The sequence below is a fragment of the Arthrobacter sp. 05L45_2 genome, assembly GCF_056397525.1.
In genome coordinates this window covers 1-18,321 of sequence record NZ_JBFTNO010000039.1, presented here as the reverse complement: position 1 = coordinate 18,321, position 18,321 = coordinate 1, and the positions used below count along the sequence as shown (strand labels likewise).

The 18,321-nt window shown below is 70.3% G+C and carries 22 protein-coding genes; 5 read left to right on the top strand and 17 right to left on the bottom strand.

Annotated features, from left to right (window positions below):
- From AC1DHD_RS05230 to AC1DHD_RS05220, 3 genes are all read right to left on the bottom strand, one after another.
- The coding region (locus AC1DHD_RS05230; protein WP_476878688.1) for a gamma-glutamyltransferase at window positions 1–729 on the bottom strand (729 nt) is incomplete at its 3' end.
- A gap of 82 nt (window positions 730–811) precedes the next feature.
- Complete coding sequence (locus AC1DHD_RS05225; protein WP_476878687.1) at window positions 812–1,297, bottom strand: NUDIX hydrolase; 486 nt, start codon at window positions 1,295–1,297, stop codon at window positions 812–814.
- Between the two features lie 108 nt (window positions 1,298–1,405).
- Entirely contained in the window at window positions 1,406–2,269 is an 864-nt protein-coding gene (locus AC1DHD_RS05220) for an NAD(P)H-binding protein (RefSeq protein ID WP_476878686.1), read from the bottom strand.
- Window positions 2,270–2,370: 101 nt separating this feature from the next.
- Here AC1DHD_RS05220 and AC1DHD_RS05215 point away from each other — a divergent pair, with 101 nt between their 5' ends.
- Window positions 2,371–2,745 (top strand): winged helix-turn-helix transcriptional regulator, encoded by a 375-nt coding sequence (locus AC1DHD_RS05215; RefSeq protein WP_476878685.1) that lies wholly within the window; start codon window positions 2,371–2,373, stop codon window positions 2,743–2,745.
- A 15-nt stretch (window positions 2,746–2,760) separates the two neighbouring features.
- Here the strand turns inward: AC1DHD_RS05215 and AC1DHD_RS05210 are convergent, their stop codons facing one another.
- The 5 genes from AC1DHD_RS05210 to AC1DHD_RS05190 form a co-directional block, all read right to left on the bottom strand.
- Window positions 2,761–2,910, bottom strand: a complete 150-nt coding sequence (locus AC1DHD_RS05210; RefSeq protein WP_476878689.1) for a DUF7340 domain-containing protein — start codon at window positions 2,908–2,910, stop codon at window positions 2,761–2,763.
- Window positions 2,911–3,021: 111 nt separating this feature from the next.
- Window positions 3,022–3,957, bottom strand: a complete 936-nt coding sequence (locus AC1DHD_RS05205) for a hypothetical protein (RefSeq protein WP_476878684.1) — start codon at window positions 3,955–3,957, stop codon at window positions 3,022–3,024.
- 48 nt (window positions 3,958–4,005) lie between these two features.
- Window positions 4,006–4,506, bottom strand: coding sequence for an N-acetyltransferase family protein (locus tag AC1DHD_RS05200; protein ID WP_476878683.1), 501 nt, complete (start codon window positions 4,504–4,506; stop codon window positions 4,006–4,008).
- A 244-nt stretch (window positions 4,507–4,750) separates the two neighbouring features.
- Window positions 4,751–5,794, bottom strand: coding sequence for an NAD(P)-dependent alcohol dehydrogenase (locus AC1DHD_RS05195; protein ID WP_476878682.1), 1,044 nt, complete (start codon window positions 5,792–5,794; stop codon window positions 4,751–4,753).
- Between the two features lie 380 nt (window positions 5,795–6,174).
- Window positions 6,175–6,444, bottom strand: coding sequence for a hypothetical protein (locus AC1DHD_RS05190; RefSeq protein ID WP_476878681.1), 270 nt, complete (start codon window positions 6,442–6,444; stop codon window positions 6,175–6,177).
- Between the two features lie 114 nt (window positions 6,445–6,558).
- Between AC1DHD_RS05190 and hrpB the strand changes: the two genes are divergently transcribed.
- Window positions 6,559–9,198, top strand: a complete 2,640-nt coding sequence (gene hrpB / locus AC1DHD_RS05185; RefSeq protein ID WP_476878680.1) for an ATP-dependent helicase HrpB — start codon at window positions 6,559–6,561, stop codon at window positions 9,196–9,198.
- 31 nt (window positions 9,199–9,229) lie between these two features.
- Here the strand turns inward: hrpB and AC1DHD_RS05180 are convergent, their stop codons facing one another.
- Genes AC1DHD_RS05180 through AC1DHD_RS05160 form a run of 5 tightly spaced genes read right to left on the bottom strand, consistent with a single transcriptional unit; the run spans window position 9,230 to window position 11,422 of the window.
- The gene (locus AC1DHD_RS05180) at window positions 9,230–9,367 is read right to left on the bottom strand and encodes a hypothetical protein (RefSeq protein ID WP_476878679.1); all 138 of its coding nucleotides are present in this window, start codon (window positions 9,365–9,367) and stop codon (window positions 9,230–9,232) included.
- Window positions 9,368–9,403: 36 nt separating this feature from the next.
- The gene (locus AC1DHD_RS05175) at window positions 9,404–10,144 is read right to left on the bottom strand and encodes a class I SAM-dependent methyltransferase (RefSeq protein WP_476878678.1); all 741 of its coding nucleotides are present in this window, start codon (window positions 10,142–10,144) and stop codon (window positions 9,404–9,406) included.
- 10 nt (window positions 10,145–10,154) lie between these two features.
- The gene (locus AC1DHD_RS05170; RefSeq protein WP_476878677.1) at window positions 10,155–10,376 is read right to left on the bottom strand and encodes a hypothetical protein; all 222 of its coding nucleotides are present in this window, start codon (window positions 10,374–10,376) and stop codon (window positions 10,155–10,157) included.
- The gene (locus AC1DHD_RS05165; RefSeq protein WP_476878676.1) at window positions 10,360–11,085 is read right to left on the bottom strand and encodes an alpha/beta hydrolase family protein; all 726 of its coding nucleotides are present in this window, start codon (window positions 11,083–11,085) and stop codon (window positions 10,360–10,362) included. Before AC1DHD_RS05165 ends, AC1DHD_RS05170 begins: the two co-directional genes overlap by 17 nt.
- Window positions 11,072–11,422: a hypothetical protein gene (locus AC1DHD_RS05160; RefSeq protein ID WP_476878675.1), complete on the bottom strand. Its 351-nt coding sequence runs from the start codon at window positions 11,420–11,422 to the stop codon at window positions 11,072–11,074. The genes AC1DHD_RS05165 and AC1DHD_RS05160 overlap by 14 nt, the downstream gene beginning before the upstream one ends.
- 148 nt (window positions 11,423–11,570) lie before the next feature.
- Here AC1DHD_RS05160 and AC1DHD_RS05155 point away from each other — a divergent pair, with 148 nt between their 5' ends.
- Both AC1DHD_RS05155 and ligD read left to right on the top strand, forming a co-directional pair.
- Complete coding sequence (locus AC1DHD_RS05155) at window positions 11,571–12,854, top strand: class I SAM-dependent methyltransferase (protein ID WP_476878674.1); 1,284 nt, start codon at window positions 11,571–11,573, stop codon at window positions 12,852–12,854.
- A 53-nt stretch (window positions 12,855–12,907) separates the two neighbouring features.
- On the top strand, window positions 12,908–13,930 hold the full coding sequence (ligD, locus tag AC1DHD_RS05150) for a non-homologous end-joining DNA ligase (protein ID WP_476878673.1): 1,023 nt from the start codon (window positions 12,908–12,910) through the stop codon (window positions 13,928–13,930).
- Here the strand turns inward: ligD and AC1DHD_RS05145 are convergent.
- The 3 genes from AC1DHD_RS05145 to AC1DHD_RS05135 are packed head-to-tail and all read right to left on the bottom strand — an operon-like array spanning window position 13,927 to window position 15,635.
- Window positions 13,927–14,682, bottom strand: coding sequence for a CDP-alcohol phosphatidyltransferase family protein (locus AC1DHD_RS05145; RefSeq protein ID WP_476878672.1), 756 nt, complete (start codon window positions 14,680–14,682; stop codon window positions 13,927–13,929). The genes ligD and AC1DHD_RS05145 overlap by 4 nt on opposite strands.
- Before the next feature lie 54 nt (window positions 14,683–14,736).
- Window positions 14,737–15,198, bottom strand: a complete 462-nt coding sequence (locus tag AC1DHD_RS05140) for a hypothetical protein (RefSeq protein WP_476878671.1) — start codon at window positions 15,196–15,198, stop codon at window positions 14,737–14,739.
- A complete protein-coding gene (locus AC1DHD_RS05135; protein WP_476878670.1) occupies window positions 15,195–15,635 on the bottom strand; it encodes a cupredoxin domain-containing protein in 441 nt (146 codons plus the stop codon). Before AC1DHD_RS05135 ends, AC1DHD_RS05140 begins: the two co-directional genes overlap by 4 nt.
- 497 nt (window positions 15,636–16,132) lie before the next feature.
- On the opposite strand from AC1DHD_RS05135, the gene AC1DHD_RS05130 reads away from it, so the two are divergent.
- Entirely contained in the window at window positions 16,133–17,065 is a 933-nt protein-coding gene (locus tag AC1DHD_RS05130; protein WP_476878669.1) for an AfsR/SARP family transcriptional regulator, read from the top strand.
- A gap of 39 nt (window positions 17,066–17,104) precedes the next feature.
- Here the strand turns inward: AC1DHD_RS05130 and AC1DHD_RS05125 are convergent.
- Window positions 17,105–18,321: Y-family DNA polymerase (locus tag AC1DHD_RS05125; protein WP_476878668.1), on the bottom strand; the 1,217-nt coding region annotated here is incomplete at its 5' end.

The following is an 18,321-nucleotide window of genomic DNA, read 5'->3' as shown; positions in this document are numbered from 1 at the left end:
GTAGAATCCGGGCGTTCCCTGCTTTGCGAGCAGCCGGTATGTGGCGGCAAGGTCATGGTTCTGGAACACGCTGCCGACGGCGGGAGCGTCCCCGCCGGGGAGGAAAAGGGCGCGGGTCGCGGGGAAAGCGGCGAAGCGGGCCTTGTTGTCGAGGGTCTGCTGCCGGAAGGTCTTGTCGACGACGAATCCGCGGGTGGCTACCTTGATCGCTGGGCGCAGCGCATCACCCAGGCTGAGGCTTCCCCAGCGGCCGAGGACCCGTTCCCAGGTGGCGGGCGTCCCGGGCACTCCGACGGCGACGCCGCTGGTGACCAGTTCCGGGGTGAACCGGTAGGGCTGGCCTGTGGCGGGGTAGATGAAGGCGTCGTGGGGCATTGCGGCCGGTGCCGTTTCACGTCCGTCAACGGTGCCGACCTTGCCGGTTTTCGCGTCGTAGTAGACGAAGTAGCCGCCCCCGCCGATCCCGGCGCTGTAGGGCTCGGTCACCCCAAGGGTGGCCGCCGCGGCCACGGCGGCGTCTGCGGCGTTGCCGCCCTTGCGGAGCACCTCGATGGCCGCGGCCGATGCCTCGGGATCCACGGTGCTCACGGCGCCACCGTACCCCGTGGCCGTGGCGGTCTTCCCGGTTTCGCGGGGCGACGCCGACGCGGGACCGGCGACGGCGCCGCCGGCCACCCCCAGTGCCAGTGCGGTTGTGAGGGCGGACAATCGGCGTCCAACATGTTGCATGGGTGCTCCCGGGGTCGGTCATGTGAGCTGACAATGTCTGTCACACTACTTGGGCGCCTTGTGACACTTCAATGGAACGCTGTCACAAAGGCGGGGATCCCGTGATCTCCAAGTGCCGCAGGAGTGCATCCAGAAGCGGCTGTTGTCCCCGGACCAGCTTGATCCTCGCCTCTGGCACGCTGAACCAGGCGGCGTCGTCGATTTCCGGGAAGCTGCGCACGTTCCCTGATCCCTTGGGCCACTCCAGCGGGAAGGTGTTACTGGCAATTCGCGCCGGGTGGAAATCGGTCTCTGCCGCGAAGACCGTAACGACTTTTCCGGAGGCCTGACGGAAGCTGCCCAGCGGGAAATACTCCGCGTCGGGCGGCGGCGTGCCGATTTCCTCGGTGAACTCCCGCCGGGCGGCCGCCAGTGCGTCTTCGTCCGCAGTGAAGATGCCCTTCGGAATGGACCAGGCAGCGGCGTCCTTGCGGGCCCAGAAGGGTCCGCCCATATGGGCGATCCAGACTTCCAGCGGGGAGCCGGGAGCACGGCGGTACAGCAGCAGCCCTGCGCTTTGAACGCTCATGGCGCCTCCCTTCCGCGGCCCGCTCCGGACCATCGTCGACGGCTGACGGCGCGATGGCAAGCCGAGCCGGCGACGGAGGGGTGCCGGGCCGGCACCCCTCCCGGAGGCCTACAGGGCCGAGACGGCCGCGCCGACGGCGGCAGGCATGGCGGTGGTTGGCCGGCCGATCAGCTGGCTCAGGGCGGTGCTGCTGACGTGGAGATCACCGCGGGCAATGCCCAGGTCCGAATCCGCGAGGATTCCGGCGAAGTCCGACGGCACGCCGAATCCGGCAAGCAGGGCAGCGTAGTCGTCCGCGGGCAGGTTGTTGTACGTGACGGGCTGCCCGCTCGCCGCTGCGATCTCGGCGGCCAGTTCGGCCATGGAGAAGGCCGAGTCGCCGCCGAGTTCGTAGACCTTTCCGGCCTGGCCGTCTGCCAGGAGCGCGGCGGCGGCCGCCTCGGCATAGTCCGCGCGGGCCGCGGCGCTGACCGTGCCCTCCCCGGCGCTGCCGGCGAAGGCGCCCTGTGCGAGGGTGCCCTGAAGCTGCTCGGTGTAGTTCTCCAGGTACCAGCCGTTGCGCAGGAGGACGTGGGGGAGTCCGGAGGCTGCCAGCAGTTCCTCSGTSGCCTGGTGYTCGGCGGCCAGCTTCATGCCCGTGGTGTCGGCGTTGGCGATGCTGGTGTAGGCAAGGAGTTCGACGCCCTCGGCTGCCGCGGCGTCGATCACGGCGCGGTGCTGCTCCACGCGCTGGCCGACGGCGCTGCCGGAAATCAGCAGCACCTTCGTGGCGCCCTTCAGTGCCTCGGCGACCGTGGCGGCGTCGTCGTAGTCCATGGTTTTGACCTGGACGCCGCGGCCGGCGAGGTCGGCCAGCCGCTCGGTAGCGCGGCCGGCGGCGACAATCTGTCCGGCGGGGACGCCGCGCTCCAGCAGGGATTCGATGACGAGGCGGCCCAGCTGTCCGGTGGCGCCGGTAACGACGATGCTCATGGGGAGGTCCTTTCACGTGGTTGATCTTCCGGAATGCACAACCACCCTGCCTGCGCTAAACTTCCCAACAGAGAGTACGCACTTTAAAGTAAGGCACCAACGTGACGGTAAGTTTTGACTCCCCGCAGGCCCCTGCGGCCGCCGGCGGGGCGGTCTTTCCCGCCAACTGTCCCAGCCGGACCCTCCTGGACCACGTGACCAGCAAGTGGGGCGTCCTGATCCTGGTGGCACTCGCGGACGGCCAGCAGCGCTGGAGCGAGCTGCGCCGCAGGGCCGAGGGCGTCAGTGAAAAGATGCTGGCCCAGACGCTCAAAACCCTGGAACGCGACGGACTGGTGCACCGCGAAGCCCGGCCGACCATTCCGCCGCGGGTGGACTACAGCCTGACGCCACGGGGCCGGGAACTCACCGGCCACCTGATGCCCCTCTTTGGCTGGGTGCAGGAGAACGCCGAGGAGATCATCGGCGGCAGGTAGCCCCAAGCCCGGCTGTCACCAGTTCCGGGGGTCATACTTCCCGCAGGCCTGGCTGCTGCACTGCCGGGCATCAACCTGCCAGTCGGGCTGGCCGGCGGTGGACACGCGGTCGTCCCTCCATGTCGGCACCACCCTCGCACCGCAGTCCGGACACGGCGGCTCCATGTGCGCGCGGCGTTGCGCCTTGTTCATATGTCCCCCCAAGAACGTCGAAACAGTCCTCCAAATCTAGCCATATTTCCATCGAAGTTACAAATACCGGACGAGTGAAAATGCCTAGGACAGTCCGGCCCAGCCCAGCACCCGCAGCGCCCGCAGCGTGTTCCAGCGGCTCGCACGGCCGTCGCCCGCGTCCAGGGGGAAGTGGGTTCGTCCCGGATGGGTGTTCTCCAGGGGCCAGGTGCCGTCGGGTTGCCGTTTCGACCGGACCGCGTCGAGGGCTTCCGCCATCCGGCTGTCCGGGACCCGGCCCGCGGCCCGGAAGTAATCCAGGCCGCGCAAGGCGTCGTAGCGCCAGCGGGTCGGGTAGGAGAACTGCAGCCATGCCGGATTGATCAGCGCGCCGGTGCTTTTGCGGCGCAGCAGGCCGCGTTCGAGCAGGTACTCCTCCCCGCGCTGCCGGGCCGCCGCCACCCCGGGGGCACCTCCGCCGGCCTTGGTGTACTCGAGCAACCCCTCCAGGACGTTGATGGTGGTGTCGAACGAGGAACGGACGGAGCCCCGTTCCGCCTCACAGTTCCAGCCCCCGTCGTCGAGCTGCTCATCGAGGAGCCGGGCCACGATGCCGTCGACGTCGTGGCCGAAGTAGGACCCCAAAGCTACCGCCATGCCGTTGATGCAAGGCTCCACTTCGCCATCGAAGAAGGGCTGCCCGGCTTCCTCCCAGCGGCTGAGCCTGTGGACGCGGCCGACGGCGGCACGGGCAGGCCCGCTCGAAGGGTCGAGCCCGAAGTCCCGAAGCAGCAAAAGACTGTACGTGGTGGCGGTCCAGGGCTGGCCTGGTTCGGAATTGTCGTACGGGTCCGGAAAGTACGTGCCGCCGTCCCATTGCCCGTCCGCGCCCTGCAGGGCGAGCAGGCGGGCACCCCAGCCCTCAGCGTGGATCCGGGCGCGCTCGGCGGAGTAGACCTCCTCCGGGGCGGCGGCCAGGTCGCGCTGGACCTGCCAGCGGAGGGCGGGGTCGGAATCGAGCAGCCAGTCTAGGACGTCCATCCGGCCAAGCTAGCACCGGCGTCGGCAGGCGGGCAGGGGGCGCCGGACCTAACCGTCGTCGTCGGCCGTCCGGCGGAAGTCCCGGGAGAGATAAAGGGCCAGCGCCGCCGAGTTGCCGCTGTCCACCGTGACCGCGACCCGCTCCCGGCCCAGGCTGTGGAGCGTGTACAGGCAATGGCCCAGCAGTTCCTCGGCAAGGCCCTGGCGGCGGTGGTCCGGGTGGGTGAAGAGCTCGGCGATGACGGTGTCCCAGTCGCCTGCCGTCCCGGGCGCGGGCTCTGTCACGATAATGGCGGCCGCGAGCTGGCCGTCGGGTCCGGCTTTGACGGCGGAGGCCTCCGCAACGTGACGGCCCTGCGCCCCGCCGAGCAGCGCATCGATCCAGCCGACCGCCCGGTCCGCCGGCTGCGGCAGGCTGTCCGCGTAGGAGTCTTTGTACATTTCGGCCAGCTCCGGGAGGTCGGAGGCGCGGATCGGGCGGATGGCCGTCCCGGGGCGCCCGCCGTCGCTGGGTCCGGTGGCTGCGGTCAGGATGATCAAGGGATTCACGGCGGCCCTGCTCTCTCTTGCAACGACGACGCCACGGGGCGTCCCTTCCAGCGTGCTCCCGTTGTGTTGCGGCAGCGTTTCCGGACGGTGATATTCAGGCGTCGGGAAAGCCAGTGAAGGGGTTAACGGTTGCTGGCCATGTGGGGTTCCCGGCGGGGGCGCCGGGCACACAAAAGCCCGGTGCCGCGGCGAATCCGCGGCACCGGGCCTTAGGTGCGATCTCAGTCCACGCTGGGAGTACCGGCTAGACGAGGGTCGCGGTGTCAATGACGAAGCGGTAGCGCACGTCCGAGGCAAGGACGCGCTCGTAGGCCTCGTTAATCTTCTCGGCCGGGATGACCTCGATCTCGGCGCCGAGGTGGTGCTCGGCGCAGAAGTCCAGYAYYTCCTGGGTYTSGSSGATGCCGCCGATCAKTGAGCCGGCGAAGGAACGCCGGCCGCCGATCAGGGCGAACGCGTTGACCGGCAGCGGCTCGGCCGGGGCGCCCACGTTGACCAGGGTGCCGTCCAGACTCAGCAGCTGGAGGTAGGAGCTGATGTCGATCGAGGCGCTGACCGTGTTGATGATGAGGTCGAAGCTGCCGGCGAGCTCGCTGAAGGTGTTCTCGTCGCTGGTGGCGTAGTAGTGGTCCGCGCCCAGCTTCAGGCCGTCTTCCTGCTTCTTCAGGGACTGCGAGAGCACGGTGACCTCGGCGCCCATGGCGTGGGCGATCTTGACGGCCATGTGTCCGAGGCCGCCCAGGCCGACAACCGCGACCTTCTTGCCGGGGCCGGCGTTCCAGTGGCGCAGCGGCGAGTAGGTGGTGATGCCGGCGCACAGCAGGGGCGCTGCGACGTCGAGCTCGATGCCCTCCGGGATCCTGACGACGAAGTCTTCGGTTACGACGACGTGGGTGGAGTAACCGCCCTGGGTGATGGTGCCGTCGCGGTCCACGGCGCCATAGGTGCCGGTGTTGCCCTTGAGGCAGTACTGCTCCTCGCCGGCCTGGCAGTTGACGCACTCGCCGCAGGAGTTCACCATGCAGCCGACGCCGACGCGGTCGCCCACGGCGTGCTTGGTGACTGCGGAGCCGACTTCGGTCACAATGCCGGCGATCTCGTGGCCGGGGGCGAGCGGGTAGGACTGCGGTCCCCAGTCGCCGCGCACCGTGTGGATGTCTGAGTGGCAGATGCCCGCGAACTTGATCTCGATCAGGACATCGTTCGGGCCGACGTCCCGGCGCTGGATCTTGGTGGGGACGAGGTCCTCAGTGGCGGACGGGGCAGCGTAAGAGTTTACGGTAAGCATTTTTCTCCAGTATGAGTCGTTGAGAGTTGGGGTCGTGGGGGAGAGGGATGGTCGTGGCGGACGGGCACCTCGGGTGCCCCTGCGGCCGCCGCCGGGCGGCCGGGTCGCGGATCGTCCGCCGCCACAGTAGTGGCCAACACCCCGCGGAGCCGGTTTGTTCCGCCGGGAGCGACCACTTTTCCAGGCTGGGCCAATTTCAGGTCGGTGCCCGGTGGCGGCAAAAGTTGGTCGCGTGGATGCCCATGCTTCAAGCCAACCGCATTGCAACGCAGCGTGGGAGTCACTGCTGATGCATGTACCGGCAGGACACCCCTGGACCTGACTGGAGCTACGGCCGGGGCCGGACGTCTGCTGAACCGGGCGTTACTGCTCCGCAGCCGTTACTGCTCCGCCAGGCCGGGGCGGACGCGGACGAACTCGATCTTGTTGCCGGAGTCGACCCGCTTCTTCGGCGCCCGGGAGAAACCCTTGGCGTCCAGGTGGTTTTGCGCCCGGAACTCCGCGAGCGCCTGGTCATAGGCCGCGTTCAGCTGGCGTCCGGTGAATTCCTCGGAGGACCCGTCGGCGAAGGTGATGGTGACGGGGCTGCTGGCCGGGAAGTGCCGGTTCATCCGGATGAACCCCTCGGCATTCTGCTGGAGATTGATCATTGCGTTTCCACCTTCATGATTGGGAACTTCCAGTCTTCCGTAGTTTCCGTGCTGCCGTGGCCTCGGCGGTGCGGTCCGGGGGTGCGGGCGGTCGGGGCAGGGGACAATGGAGGCGTGACTCCCRCACCTACCGGCCGTATCCCGGCGCAACGGCCCTTCGACCTGGACGCGATCGGGTCCGGCCTGGCTTTCGGCGGCTCCCTCGGCCAGCTGGCGGCCGCGCTGGGGGACCACGCCGCGGGCAAGGCCGCCGTCGTTGAGGCGCCACCTGGCACGGGCAAAACCACGCTCGTGCCGCCGCTGCTCGCCAACCTGGCCCAGCAGCGTGGCACGGGAACCGGCACTGGAATCGTCCCGCGCGTGGTGGTCACGCAGCCCCGCCGGGTCGCTGCGCGGTCCGCGGCGCGGCGGCTGGCGGCGCTCGACGGCGGCCCGCTGGGCGGGCGCGTTGGCTACACGGTCCGCGGTGAGCGGCAGGCCGGACCGCAGACGTGGGTTGAATTTGTGACGCCCGGGATTCTGTTGCGCCGCCTGCTGGCCGACCCGGGGCTCGAAGGCACGGGCGCGGTGGTGCTCGACGAGGTCCACGAGCGGGGGCTGGAGACGGACCTGCTCCTCGGGATGCTCGCCGAGGTGCGCCAGTTGCGCGGAGACCTCACGGTGGTCGCCATGTCCGCGACGCTGGACGCTCCGCGGTTTGCAGCGCTGCTGGCCGACGACGCCGGCAGCGCAGCCCCGGTGGTCGGGTGTCCGTCCTCGTTGTACCCCCTCGAGGTCCGGTGGGCACCGCCGCCGGGTCCCCGCCTGGACCCCCGCGGTGTGACGCGGGCCTTCCTGGACCACGTCGCGGACACGGCGGCCGACGCCCACGCCGCCGCTCAGGCCGGAGGGGAGGACATCGATGCCCTGGTGTTCGTTCCGGGCGCCCGTGAGGTCTCCCACGTCGCGGCCAGACTACGTGGCCGGTCCGCGGCGGAAGTGCTGGAACTCCACGGGCAGGTGGGTGCTGCCATGCAGGACCGGGCCGTTTCGGGCCGCCGCCCCGGCGAACCTGCCCGCATCATCGTCTCCACCGCCCTCGCCGAATCCTCGCTGACCGTGCCTGGCGTGCGCCTGGTGGTGGACTCGGGGCTGGCCCGCGAACCACGGCGGGACGCCGGACGAGGTATGACCGGGCTGGTAACCGTGTCCTGCTCGCGCGCCTCGGCCGACCAGCGCGCCGGCAGGGCGGCCCGGCTGGGGCCGGGCCGGGTGGTGCGCTGCTACGACCAGAAGAGTTACGGCGCGGCTGCGGCCCACCAGACCCCCGAAATCGCCGTTACCGACCTCACCGGCGCAGCCCTGGTCCTGGCCTGCTGGGGATCGCCCGGCGGACGCGGGCTGGCGCTCCCGGATGCCCCGCCCGCGGCCGCGATGGACGAAGCAGTCGAGGTGCTCACCGAACTCGGGGCCGTCGGGCCCGACGGACAGGCTACCGAGCTCGGCAAGACTCTGGCGCGGGTCCCGGCAGACCCGCGGCTCGCCCGGGCGCTGCTCGACGGCACAACCGGAGTGGGTTCCCGCACCGCTGCCGAGACCGTCGCCGCCGTTTCCGGCGCCGAACGGGCGCCGGGGGCCGACCTGCCCGGCCTGATCTCCACCCTGCGGTCCGGCAAAGCCGCGGGCTCGGCCCGCTGGGCAGATGATGTGCGGCGGATGGAAACCCTGGGGCGGCAGGCGGCGCCCGCCACAGGGACAGCGCCCGGCGTGTCCGGCGTCGGTCCGGAAAGCGTCGGATTCGTAGTGGCCCTGGCCTTCCCGGACCGGGTGGCCCGAAAGGTGGCCGGGCCGGGGGAGCGGTATCTGCTCTCCTCCGGTACCCGGGCGGCCCTGCCTGGCGGGAGCCGCCTCGCCGGCCACGAATGGCTGGCCATTGCCGAGGTCTCGCGTGCGGACGGACACGGGGCCGCCGGCACCGGTGCCGTCATCCGGTCGGCTGCCCCGCTGACGGTCGAGGCCGCGGAGACTGCCGCCCGGCACCTCCTGACCGACGCCGTGGAAGCCGCCTTCGGCGACGGCAAGGTCACCGCACGCCGGGAACGGCGCCTCGGCGCCATCGTGCTCTCCTCGACGCCGGTGCGGCCGTCCGCAGCGGAAGGCCGCACCGCCGTGGCACGGGCCCTGGCCCGCACCGGACTCCGGACCATCGGCTGGTCAGCGGCTGCTGAGGCGTTGCGCCGGCGGCTGGCCCTGCTGCACCGCGAACTCGGGGCGCCCTGGCCAGATGTCTCCGAACCCGCGCTGCTGGCGCGGCTGGACGACTGGCTGGCACCGGAGATTGAGGCCCTGGCCGGCGGTGCGGCGACCAGCAGCATCAGCCTGGCAGACCCGCTGCGGCGGCTGTTGCCCTGGCCGGAGGCCGCCCGGCTGGCTGACCTGGTGCCGGAGACGCTGGAGGTCCCCAGCGGTTCGCGGATCCGGATCGACTACCCCGAAGCCGATGACGACGGCGGCAGGCCTGTCGTCGCGGTTAAGTTGCAGGAAGTGTTCGGCTGGGACCGGACCCCGCGGCTGGTGGAGGGCAGAGTTCCGGTGCTGTTCCACCTGCTCTCTCCGGCGCGGCGGCCGCTCGCCGTCACCGATGACCTGGCCTCCTTCTGGTCCGGCCCGTACGCCCAGGTCCGCGCGGAGATGCGCGGCCGTTATCCCAAGCATCCGTGGCCGGAGGATCCCTGGACTGCCCCCGCCACCGCGAAGGTCAAAAGCCGGATGTGAGGTGCCGGCGGAGAGGCGGCCGCCGGGCCGGTCAGGTCCGGGCCACCCCGGGTTCGTACGTCCCTACACTCCACTCCTGACCCTGCGGGTCCATCACCCTCGCCCGCCGGGCACCCCAGGGGGTGCTTTCGGGTTCGATGATGCCGGTGGCGAAAAGTTTGGCGGCCATGCCAGCATCTTAATCAGGCGGCTCGCCGCCGGATACCTACGGCCGTCTCGCCTCGAACACCATCAGCGGGCTGGTTGCTTGCAGCGGCTGGCGCCGCCACCCGCCCCAGGGCTCGGCCGTGGCGAACCCGGCGGCGGCGAGGTCGGCCAGGACGGTGTCCCGGCTGCGGAACGTGATGGTGGACTCCTCCGTGATGCGCTCGGCGGCGGATGCGCCCGGGACGGTCAGGAGGGTGTGGCTGCTGAACGTCACCTCGCCGGAGTCCGTGGCCGAGGTGACTTCGTACCATTCCGCCAGGTGGCCCAGCGGGGTGGTACGGGAACGGAAAGTCTCCTCCCGGGTCCAGGCCTCCCAGGCGCGGGCGCCCGGATTGCGGCTCTCGAAGGCCAGCACCCCTCCCGGGCGGAGCCCCCGGCAGATATCGCGCAGGGCCTCGTGCCAGACGGCGCCGGTCAGGTGCTGGGCGACGTTTCCGCTCATCACCACAAGGTCCGCCTCAGCCTTGCCGATGGCGCCGGAAGTGCCCAGCCGCCACGTCACTGACTCCGCACCGGGCCGGGAGCGGGCAAAGGCGAGCATGTTCGCGGAGGGGTCGATGCCGACCACGGCGCGGCCGGCCTGGGCGAACGTGACGGTCAGGATCCCCGTGCCGCAGCCCAGGTCCACGATGGTGCGTGCTTCGAGGTGGTCCGCGAGGGCCCGGAAGTAGTCGTGGTCGGGGCCGTCCGGGTTGTCGTCGTCGTACAGCTGCACCAGGCGCGGGTCATAGTCGGTCACGGGTCAGGGGCTACCCGGCCTCGGCGCCGTCCCACGCGACGTGGACCCAGCGCTGGCCTTCCCCGTCCCAGGACTCGGAGTGGCCCAGCAGGGCCAGGTCCTGGAAGCTGACCTCGATGCCGTCGCGTTGAAGCTCATCCCGCAGTTCGCGGGTGGCCTCACGGACGGCGGTGGTAACGGCCTCGGGGCTGTCGGATTCAACGCGGCGCGACGCTTCATGTGGTTTGCTCATGGACACCATCTTTCAGCCTAAGAGCCGTTCTGGGAACCGCTGCCGCGTTGTGCCGGGCGATGAAGCCCGCCGCCGCCGGTGCCAGACCGGCCCCGGTTTCTTCCGCCGACTGCTTTCTGCCGGCCACGGCGAACGAATGATCGCCGCCTTCCACCCACTGCAGGACCGCGCCGGAACCGATGCGCGCCACTACAGACCCCAGCAGTCCAGGGGTAGTGAACGTGTCCCTGGTGCCCTGGAGGAACAGCATCGGGACGGTGATGCCGTAGAGGTGCTCATCGCGGAGCTTTTCCGGTTTCCCCGGCGGATGCAGCGGATAGCCCAGGTAGATGAGTCCCGCGGCGGGCATGCCCTCGGCGACTGCCATGGAGGCCATCCTGCCGCCGAACGATTTGCCGCAGGCCCACAGGGGTTCGCCCTCGGACCGGGCGGCGGCGGCGTCCATCGCCGCCCGCCAGGCAGCAACGGCTGCCGGTGGTCGGTCGGGGAATTTCCGGCCCGCCTCGCGGTACGGGAAGTTAAAGCGCAGCGTGGCGATGCCGGCGTCGTTCAAGGCTGCGGTGAAGCCGCGCAGGAAGGGGTGCTCCATGCCGGCACCTGCCCCGTGCGCCACCACCAGCGTCGCGACGGCCCGGGCCGGCCGGGCGTATATGCCCGTCACGGCGGACCCGTCGACGTCGATGCTCAGCTGCTCCTCAGTGGCGGCCATGCAGGATCCCGCGCCGTGCCAGCCCCCGGACGGAGAGCCCCACCGCGCAGACCACCGGCGCCAGTGCGAGCAGCAGGGCCACCGGGTTGGGCCGGAACCCCACGCCTCCGCCGGGCCCGGCGGCGTAGACCCCGAGGGGGAGTACGAAGCCGCCGCCACCCCCGCCTGCCCCGGCCGGGGCGTCGTCGGAGGCGGGCGCGCTGCCGCCGCCAAAGCCGAACGACACCAGGGCCACGGGTACCAGTTCTTCGCCGCCAAGTTGCACGGGAGCCCCGTAGGCGCGGGAGACCCCCACATTCCGGAACGTGTCCACCAGGGATGTAAATGCCTCAGCCATAGGAGCCAGCCTAACGACGGCGGAGACCCGGCACCAGCGCGGGCACCCGGGACCCCGGGCACGCGAACACGGGACGTCCGGCCCCTGTTCCGCGGCGCGGCCGGCCAATAGATTGGGGTGGACACGCCGTCTGGTGAGAGGAAGGACCATGTCGACTCCAGGAGGGGCCGCGAGCCGGCTGGCCGGGGCACTGGCCATCGTGCTCGGAACCAGGGATATCCCGCTCAGGCTGCGCGCCTGGGATGGCTCGGAGGCCGGACCCGACGGCGCCCCGCTGCTGGTGTTCCACTCCCGGCGGGCGCTCCGGCGCATCCTGTATGCACCCGGCCAGCTGGGCCTCAGCCGTGCGTACGTCGCCGGTGACATCGAGGCGCCCGGGGACATCTTCTCGAGTTTCACCGCGCTCAGCTCGGCAGGGAAGTTCGCCCAGCCGGGGCCCTTCCGCCGCCCCACCCTGCGTGAACTCGGAGCGCTGGCCGCCACGGCGGTGCGGCTCGGCGCGCTGGGACCGAACCCGGCCCCGCCCCCCGAAGAAGCCCGGGTGGCACGGAAGGGCCGGCGCCACTCCCGGAAGCGTGATGCTGCCGCCATTTCACACCACTACGACGTCGGCAACGACTTCTACGCGCTTGTCCTGGGTCCGTCGCTGGTGTACTCCTGCGCCGTGTGGGACGACCCCGCCACCGGCCTGGACGCGGCCCAGGAAGCCAAACTCGACCTCGTCTGCCGGAAACTGGGGCTGGGCCCGGGCATGCGGGTGCTCGACGTCGGTTGCGGCTGGGGCAGTTTCGCCATACACGCCGCCGAACGCTACGGGGCCGACGTCGTCGGGGTCACCCTCTCCGCGGAACAGGCCGAGCTGGCACGGAAACGGGTCGCGGAGGCGGGCCTCACCGACCGGGTCGACATCCGGATCCAGGACTACCGCGACGTGGACGACGGCCCTTACGACGCGATCAGCTCCATCGGCATGTCGGAGCACGTCGGCCGCGAACAGACGGGCCACTACGTCTCCCGGCTGCACGGGCTGCTGCGGCCGGGCGGCCGGCTGCTGAATCATGCCATCTCCTGGAACGCAGGCCCCAACGCTGAGGATCCGGATTCGTTTATCCCGCGCTACGTTTTCCCGGACGGGGAGATGCTCAGCCTGGCCGAGATGGTGGGCGCCCTGGAGGGCGGCGGCTTCGAGGTGCTCGACGTCGAGGCGCTGCGCCCGCACTATGCGCTGACCCTCCGGGCGTGGGTGCAGAACCTGGAAAGCCATTGGGACGAGGCGGTGCGGACCAGCAGCCTAGGACGGGCCCGGGTCTGGCGCCTCTACATGGCTGCGAGCGCGCTGGGTTTCGAGGCCGGGACCACCGGCGTCAACCAGGTCCTGGTGCGGCGCGCCGGAGGCACCGAACCACCGCTGCGCCGGTCGGCCTGGCTCTGAAGACCCGGGCGGCCAGTCTTTTGTTGTGCCGTGCCCGGGGGTAGCTTGTCCTCATGGCAAGGGAAGAAACCACGGTCAGCGTCGACGGACCACACGGCAGCCGGGACGTCCGGATCTCCAGTCCCAGCAGGCTGCTGTGGCCCGGGGCCGGGCTGACCAAGCTGGATCTCGCCCACTACATGATGGCCGTGGGAGAGGCGTTCCTGGCCGCCAACGGCAGCCGCCCCATCACGCTGCAGCGGTTCTCCGGGGACATCGACGGCGAACAGTTCTTTTCAAAGAACCCGCCTAAGGGCGCCCCCGACTATGTCGGCGCCGTGGATGTGGTCTACCCGAGCGGCCGGTCCCACCCGCAACTGGTGATCGAGGAGGTTGCCGCCGCCGTGTGGGCGGTGCAGATGAACACTGTCGTCTTTCATCCGTGGGCCTCCCGGGCGGGGAACCCGGATAACCCGGACCAGCTGCGGATCGACCTTGACCCGCAGCCGGGTACCAGCTTCCGGGACGCCGTCCCCGCCGCACGTGAGCTGAAAGCCGTCCTGGCCGAGGCCGGGCTGACCGCTTTTATCAAGACCTCGGGCAACCGGGGCCTGCACGTCTTTGCCCCGATTGAGCCGGCGCATGAGTTCCTTGAGGTCCGGCACGCCGTGATCGCCGCAGCCCGCGAACTTGAGCGCCGGATGCCGGAGCAGGTCACCACCGCCTGGTGGAAGGAGGAACGCGGGAGCCGGATCTTCGTGGACTTCAACCAGGCCAACCGCGACCGGACCATGGCCGGCGCGTACAGCCCCCGGGCACTGCCGGCCGCCACCGTGTCCTGTCCGCTGGAGTGGGAGGAACTGGACAGCGCCGACCCGCAGGACTTCACCGTGGCCACCGTCCCCGCCCGGCTCAAATCCGTCGGGGATCCCTGGGCGGACATGCACACGAACCCCGGCACCATCGACACCCTGCTGGGGTGGTGGGAGCGTGACCTCTCCGCGGGCCTCGGCGAGCTTCCCTTCCCGCCGGACTTCCCGAAGATGCCCGGTGAACCGCCGCGCGTGCAGCCCAGCCGTGCCCGGACCAAAGCCTAGCGTCGGCCCCCGCGGGCGCTAACGGGGCGGCCGGGAACGGGACGGGCACGGTGCATCCGCTCCAGTGCGGCCGCGTCACGGCCGAAGGAGAACAGCAAGAGCCCCAAAGCCACCAGGAGTGCCGAGGTGCCGGGCCCGGGCGGCACGCCGGGGGTCAACGCCAGCAGCAGGGTTAGCGGCTGGAGCCCGCCGATCACCTTCCGCAGGGGTGACACCGGAAGGACCCCTCTCAAGCCCGGCCGGACGGCGCCAGCGGCGGTAAACCCGTAGTAGAGGAGCCCGGTCACCAGCGCCCAACCGCCCAAGACCRCCGCGGCGGCGCAGGAGAGCACCAGGGTCAGGGCCGCATCGGTCTCGGTGTCCAGCCGCGCGCCCGCCGGCGACGCCGTCCTGGTGCGCCGTGCCACGGGGCCGTCGACGGCGTCCAGCGCGAAGGCGCAGGCGCCGAGCACCACAAGAAGCCAACCCGGGGCGTGGCCGCCGGCGACGTCCAGCACAGCCTGCGCCGCACAGCAGGCCACGAGGACTGCACGGATCAGGGTGACACGGTCGGCCGGGGTGCACACGCGGGGTTCGCGCAGCAGGACGATGCCGGCGATTCGCGCCAGCACAGCCGCGCCTGCCGCCACGGCCAGCATCCCGGCGGGAACCGCGGGCGAGGCCAGCGCGGCGAGCCAGCCGGCCGACGCAAGGTAGGCGGCTGCGGCCACGGTCACATCGGCCTCGGCGCGGCGGGAAATTCTGCTTGGCATGGTCACCTCGGCACCATGCTAACAACGCGGCGTCCGGTTGGGTCCTGCAGCCGGTCAGGGCACCGGCCGCGGGCCCTGTGCGCGGGCCACGCTGCCGGCCCGGGCGACGCCGAGGCCGGCGAACACGGCCGCCGCACCCTCGGCGACGGCGCTCAGCGRCTTCTCGAAGTACCAGACGGGCTCGTACATGGCCGGGAACGGGCCGAACGCCGGCAGATCGACGTAGCGGTAAACCACGACGGCGGCGAACGCGCTGAGCGCCACGAGGAAAGCGAAGGCGTAGGCAGCCCGGCTGCCGCGCACTAAGACGGCCAGTGCGGCCAGCACCGCCGCACCGGATTCGAGCAGGAAAAGTGTGCCCTGGCCAATGCCCTGCGGCGACCCCGCCTGGTAGCCGGGAGCCAAGTGGATGTGCACCACTGCGTCGACGAGGAGGGCCGCCGCTGTCAGTAACCGCAGGCCAACGCCGCGTCCCCGCCTCCGGGCCGGCGCCCCGCCGCGGACTGAAGCGCTCATTGGACTGTCAACGTTCCGTGCATGCCGGGGTGGAAGGTGCAGTGATAGGTATACGTGCCCGGCTTGGAGGGCGCCGTGAAGCTCGCTGTACCACCGCTGCCCTTGACGTCGACGTCGAACGCCGCGCCGTCGTCGGCGGTCACCGTGTGTTCGGCGCTGTCCATGTTGGTGATGGTCACCGGCGTGCCTGCGGCGACCACCAGGGGGGTGCCGTAGGCAAAGTCCTTGATCGTGATGGCCGACGGGCCTGCCGTCGCACTGCCCGGCGCGGCTGTACCCGGAGCACTTCCCGAACCCATGGGCATACTGGCCGTCGCCGAGGGGCCGCCCGCGGACGTGGCGGCCGGTGATGCCCCGCTTCCCCCGGACGAGCATCCCGGGGCGGCCACCAGGACCGCCGCCAGGACTAGCGTGGCGCGCACATTTCTGGTGTTCATGGGGCACCCCTAAACCATGGATCTGCTGGCCGCAGAAGTTGACCGGCTGCTCCCATTCTGCTCCCGTTTGGCCCGGGCGGCGCGGAGTTTCCAGCTGCCCTGCAGGCGGTGTTCAGCGTGTTCCCATCCTGGGCTGCAGGAGGCCGTGGACTACGTGGTTGGCGTGATCGCGCAAGTTGCAGGTGAGGTTGGCCGGGTACTGGCCGGGACTCACTTCGGGCCGGGCCCTACTTGGGCCAAAAAAGAAATTACCTGCCCGTGTTCGCGGGCGCTTACTCACTGGTTTGCCGCCCGTACCCAACTTTCGGCATCCCGAAAGTCGGGTAGTTGCCCCGCCTTGTTGGGCGCTTGGTCCGCGTGCCACGGTGGCTGGCAGAGGCCGGAAAGCTGGTCGGGTTTCAGTCCGCACTGAAGGTCACCGGGGTGTTTCTCTCGGCCTCAGCTCGACACTTGTGGAGCCGCGTTCTGAATCGTTGCCTGGGGAATCGGAGAACATCGTGCAGACCTTGCCGGGAGCAGATACAGCCATAACGGTCCGGCTGTTCGGAGCACTGGAAATCCGGCGCGACGGCGTCGCGCTGACAGCCGCGGACCTCGGCGGCTGCAAACCACGCCACATCCTCGAAATTCTCTTGCTGAACCTCGGCACCCCGGTCTCAAAGACGCAGTTGATCGAGATCCTGTGGGGACCGAGCGCCAGCGACGGGGCCGTAGCGACGCTGGAGAGCTACATCAGCGGGCTCCGCCGGGCGATCCAGCCCGGGCAGACCAAGTCCGGTCCGCTCCGGACCGCCAACAGCGGGTATCTGCTGGATCCGCACCTGGTGGACCTTGACCTCATGCGTTTCCGCTGCCTGCTCAATGCCGCGGCGACGGCCGCCCCGGAAGACGCCTACCCGGTGCTGGTCGAGGCGCTGGCGCTCTCGGCCGAGCCACTGCTGGGGTTCGAGCTCGTCGCTGACTGGGCGGACGAGGCCCGCGCGCGGCAGCATGCCGAACGGGTTGCCGCGATGCTCGCCGCTGCCGAGGCGGCAACGGCGCTAAGGCGCCCCCACGAGGCGATCAACTGGGCACAAGCGGCCATCCGGTCCGAGCCCCTGAACGAACGGGCCTGGATGGTGCTGGTGGAGGCCTACGAACTCGCCGGCCTGCCCGCCGAGGGTCTCTCCGCCTACGACCGCTGCCGCCGTCTCTTCGACCGAGACCTCGCCTGCCCGCCGGGACCGGCCCTCCAGGCCGCGCATCTGCGGCTCTTGCGGCAGCACGCCGAGGCCGATTCGGAGCTCTCCGAGGTGCTGTCGGCCCTGCTGTTCCTTGGCGGCTGGCTGCACAACCCGGGGTCGCAGGGTGCGGGGACCGATGACCGGCTGCACCAGAACGCCGGACGAATCCTGGATTCCTTCCTCCAGCGGGTCCGGGCCGCGGTGTGACGTGGCCGGTGGCCGGGGTCCGGGTGCTGGCACCCACCGTCAGGCCGCCCGGACCACGGGGAGTTCATCCCAGTGCGTTGTGTAGCGCGGTGACAACATGTCACGCTTCATGGTCCAGTCGGGGCCGCCGCGGATGCCTCCGTGACCCAGGCCGATGGATCCCCGGCCGTATCTGCGGCTGATCTCCTCCACCAGGGGTCCGATGCCGCGTTCCTCGTGCGGGTTCTCGAACAGGGCCAGCGGGGCCTGGTTGGCGGTGGGGCGCAGGTCGGTGACCATGATCCCGGCCCGCGCGTACTTGATGCCGTCGCCGATCCGGGGGAGCAGGGCGTAGGCCGCGCGTGCCAGCAGTACCGGGTCAGCCGTGGGCATGGGGAGCGGGACGCATACCGACGGATAGGAGCTGTCCCGCGGGTTGTAGTAGGACGTAGCGGCGAAAGCGGTGAGCAGCTTTGCCTGCAACCCGTGCTTGGCGAGCCGGGCGCTGGCTTGCTGGGCGTAGAGGCCCAGGACCTGGCGCATTCCCGCCTGGTTTCCTACGGGGGTGGCAAACGATCGGCTGAAGATCAGTTGGTCGCGGCCGACGCGCTCCTCCTCCAGCGGGATGCACCGGGTGCCCTGCAGCTCGAGGACGGTACGCATGAGGACCACCGAGAAGCGGTCCCTGATGGTCACGGGGTCGGCCCGGGCCAGGTCCAGGACGGACCGGATCCCCATCGCATTCAGGCGTTTGGTCAGGCGGGTCGACACACCCCAGAGCTCGATCACGGACAGGTCCGCCATGAGCTGCGCCTGGCGCTCGGCCGGGACGGCCTCCCAGTGGCAGACGCCGTCGAACGCCGGGTTGTGCTTGGCCCACTTGTTGGCCAGCTTGGCCAGCGTCTTGGTGCCGGCGATGCCGATGCAGACCGGGACGCCGACGTTGCGGCGGACGGCAGTCTTCATCGCGTGCCCCAGGCGTTGCAGCTCGGCGGGGCCGCCGGTGACTCCCAGGAATGCCTCATCGATGCTGTAGACCTCCAGCCAGGCCGAATACCGCCCCAGGAGTTCCATGACCCGGGCGCTAATGTCGCCGTAGAGCTCATAGTTGCTGGACTTGGCCACCAGCCCCCACTCCTTGGYGCGCGGAGCGAGCTTAAACCACGGTTCGCCCAGCGGGATGCCGAGTGCCTTCGCTTCGGGGGAGCGGGTGACGGCGCAGCCGTCGTTGTTGGACAGGACGACGACGGGCCGGCCCTCCAGGGAGGGGTCGAAGG

Bases quoted from the DNA above. Each gene is read 5' to 3' on its own strand.
- AC1DHD_RS05225 (WP_476878687.1), bottom strand. From the start codon at position 1,297: ATGAGCGTTCAAAGCGCAGGGCTGCTGCTGTACCGCCGTGCTCCCGGC.
- AC1DHD_RS05210 (WP_476878689.1), bottom strand. From the start codon at position 2,910: ATGGAGCCGCCGTGTCCGGACTGCGGTGCGAGGGTGGTGCCGACATGG.
- AC1DHD_RS05205 (WP_476878684.1), bottom strand. From the start codon at position 3,957: ATGGACGTCCTAGACTGGCTGCTCGATTCCGACCCCGCCCTCCGCTGG.
- AC1DHD_RS05190 (WP_476878681.1), bottom strand. From the start codon at position 6,444: ATGATCAATCTCCAGCAGAATGCCGAGGGGTTCATCCGGATGAACCGG.
- AC1DHD_RS05180 (WP_476878679.1), bottom strand. From the start codon at position 9,367: ATGGCCGCCAAACTTTTCGCCACCGGCATCATCGAACCCGAAAGCACC.
- AC1DHD_RS05170 (WP_476878677.1), bottom strand. From the start codon at position 10,376: ATGAGCAAACCACATGAAGCGTCGCGCCGCGTTGAATCCGACAGCCCC.
- AC1DHD_RS05165 (WP_476878676.1), bottom strand. From the start codon at position 11,085: ATGGCCGCCACTGAGGAGCAGCTGAGCATCGACGTCGACGGGTCCGCC.
- AC1DHD_RS05160 (WP_476878675.1), bottom strand. From the start codon at position 11,422: ATGGCTGAGGCATTTACATCCCTGGTGGACACGTTCCGGAATGTGGGG.
- AC1DHD_RS05155 (WP_476878674.1), top strand. From the start codon at position 11,571: ATGTCGACTCCAGGAGGGGCCGCGAGCCGGCTGGCCGGGGCACTGGCC.
- ligD (WP_476878673.1), top strand. From the start codon at position 12,908: ATGGCAAGGGAAGAAACCACGGTCAGCGTCGACGGACCACACGGCAGC.
- AC1DHD_RS05135 (WP_476878670.1), bottom strand. From the start codon at position 15,635: ATGAACACCAGAAATGTGCGCGCCACGCTAGTCCTGGCGGCGGTCCTG.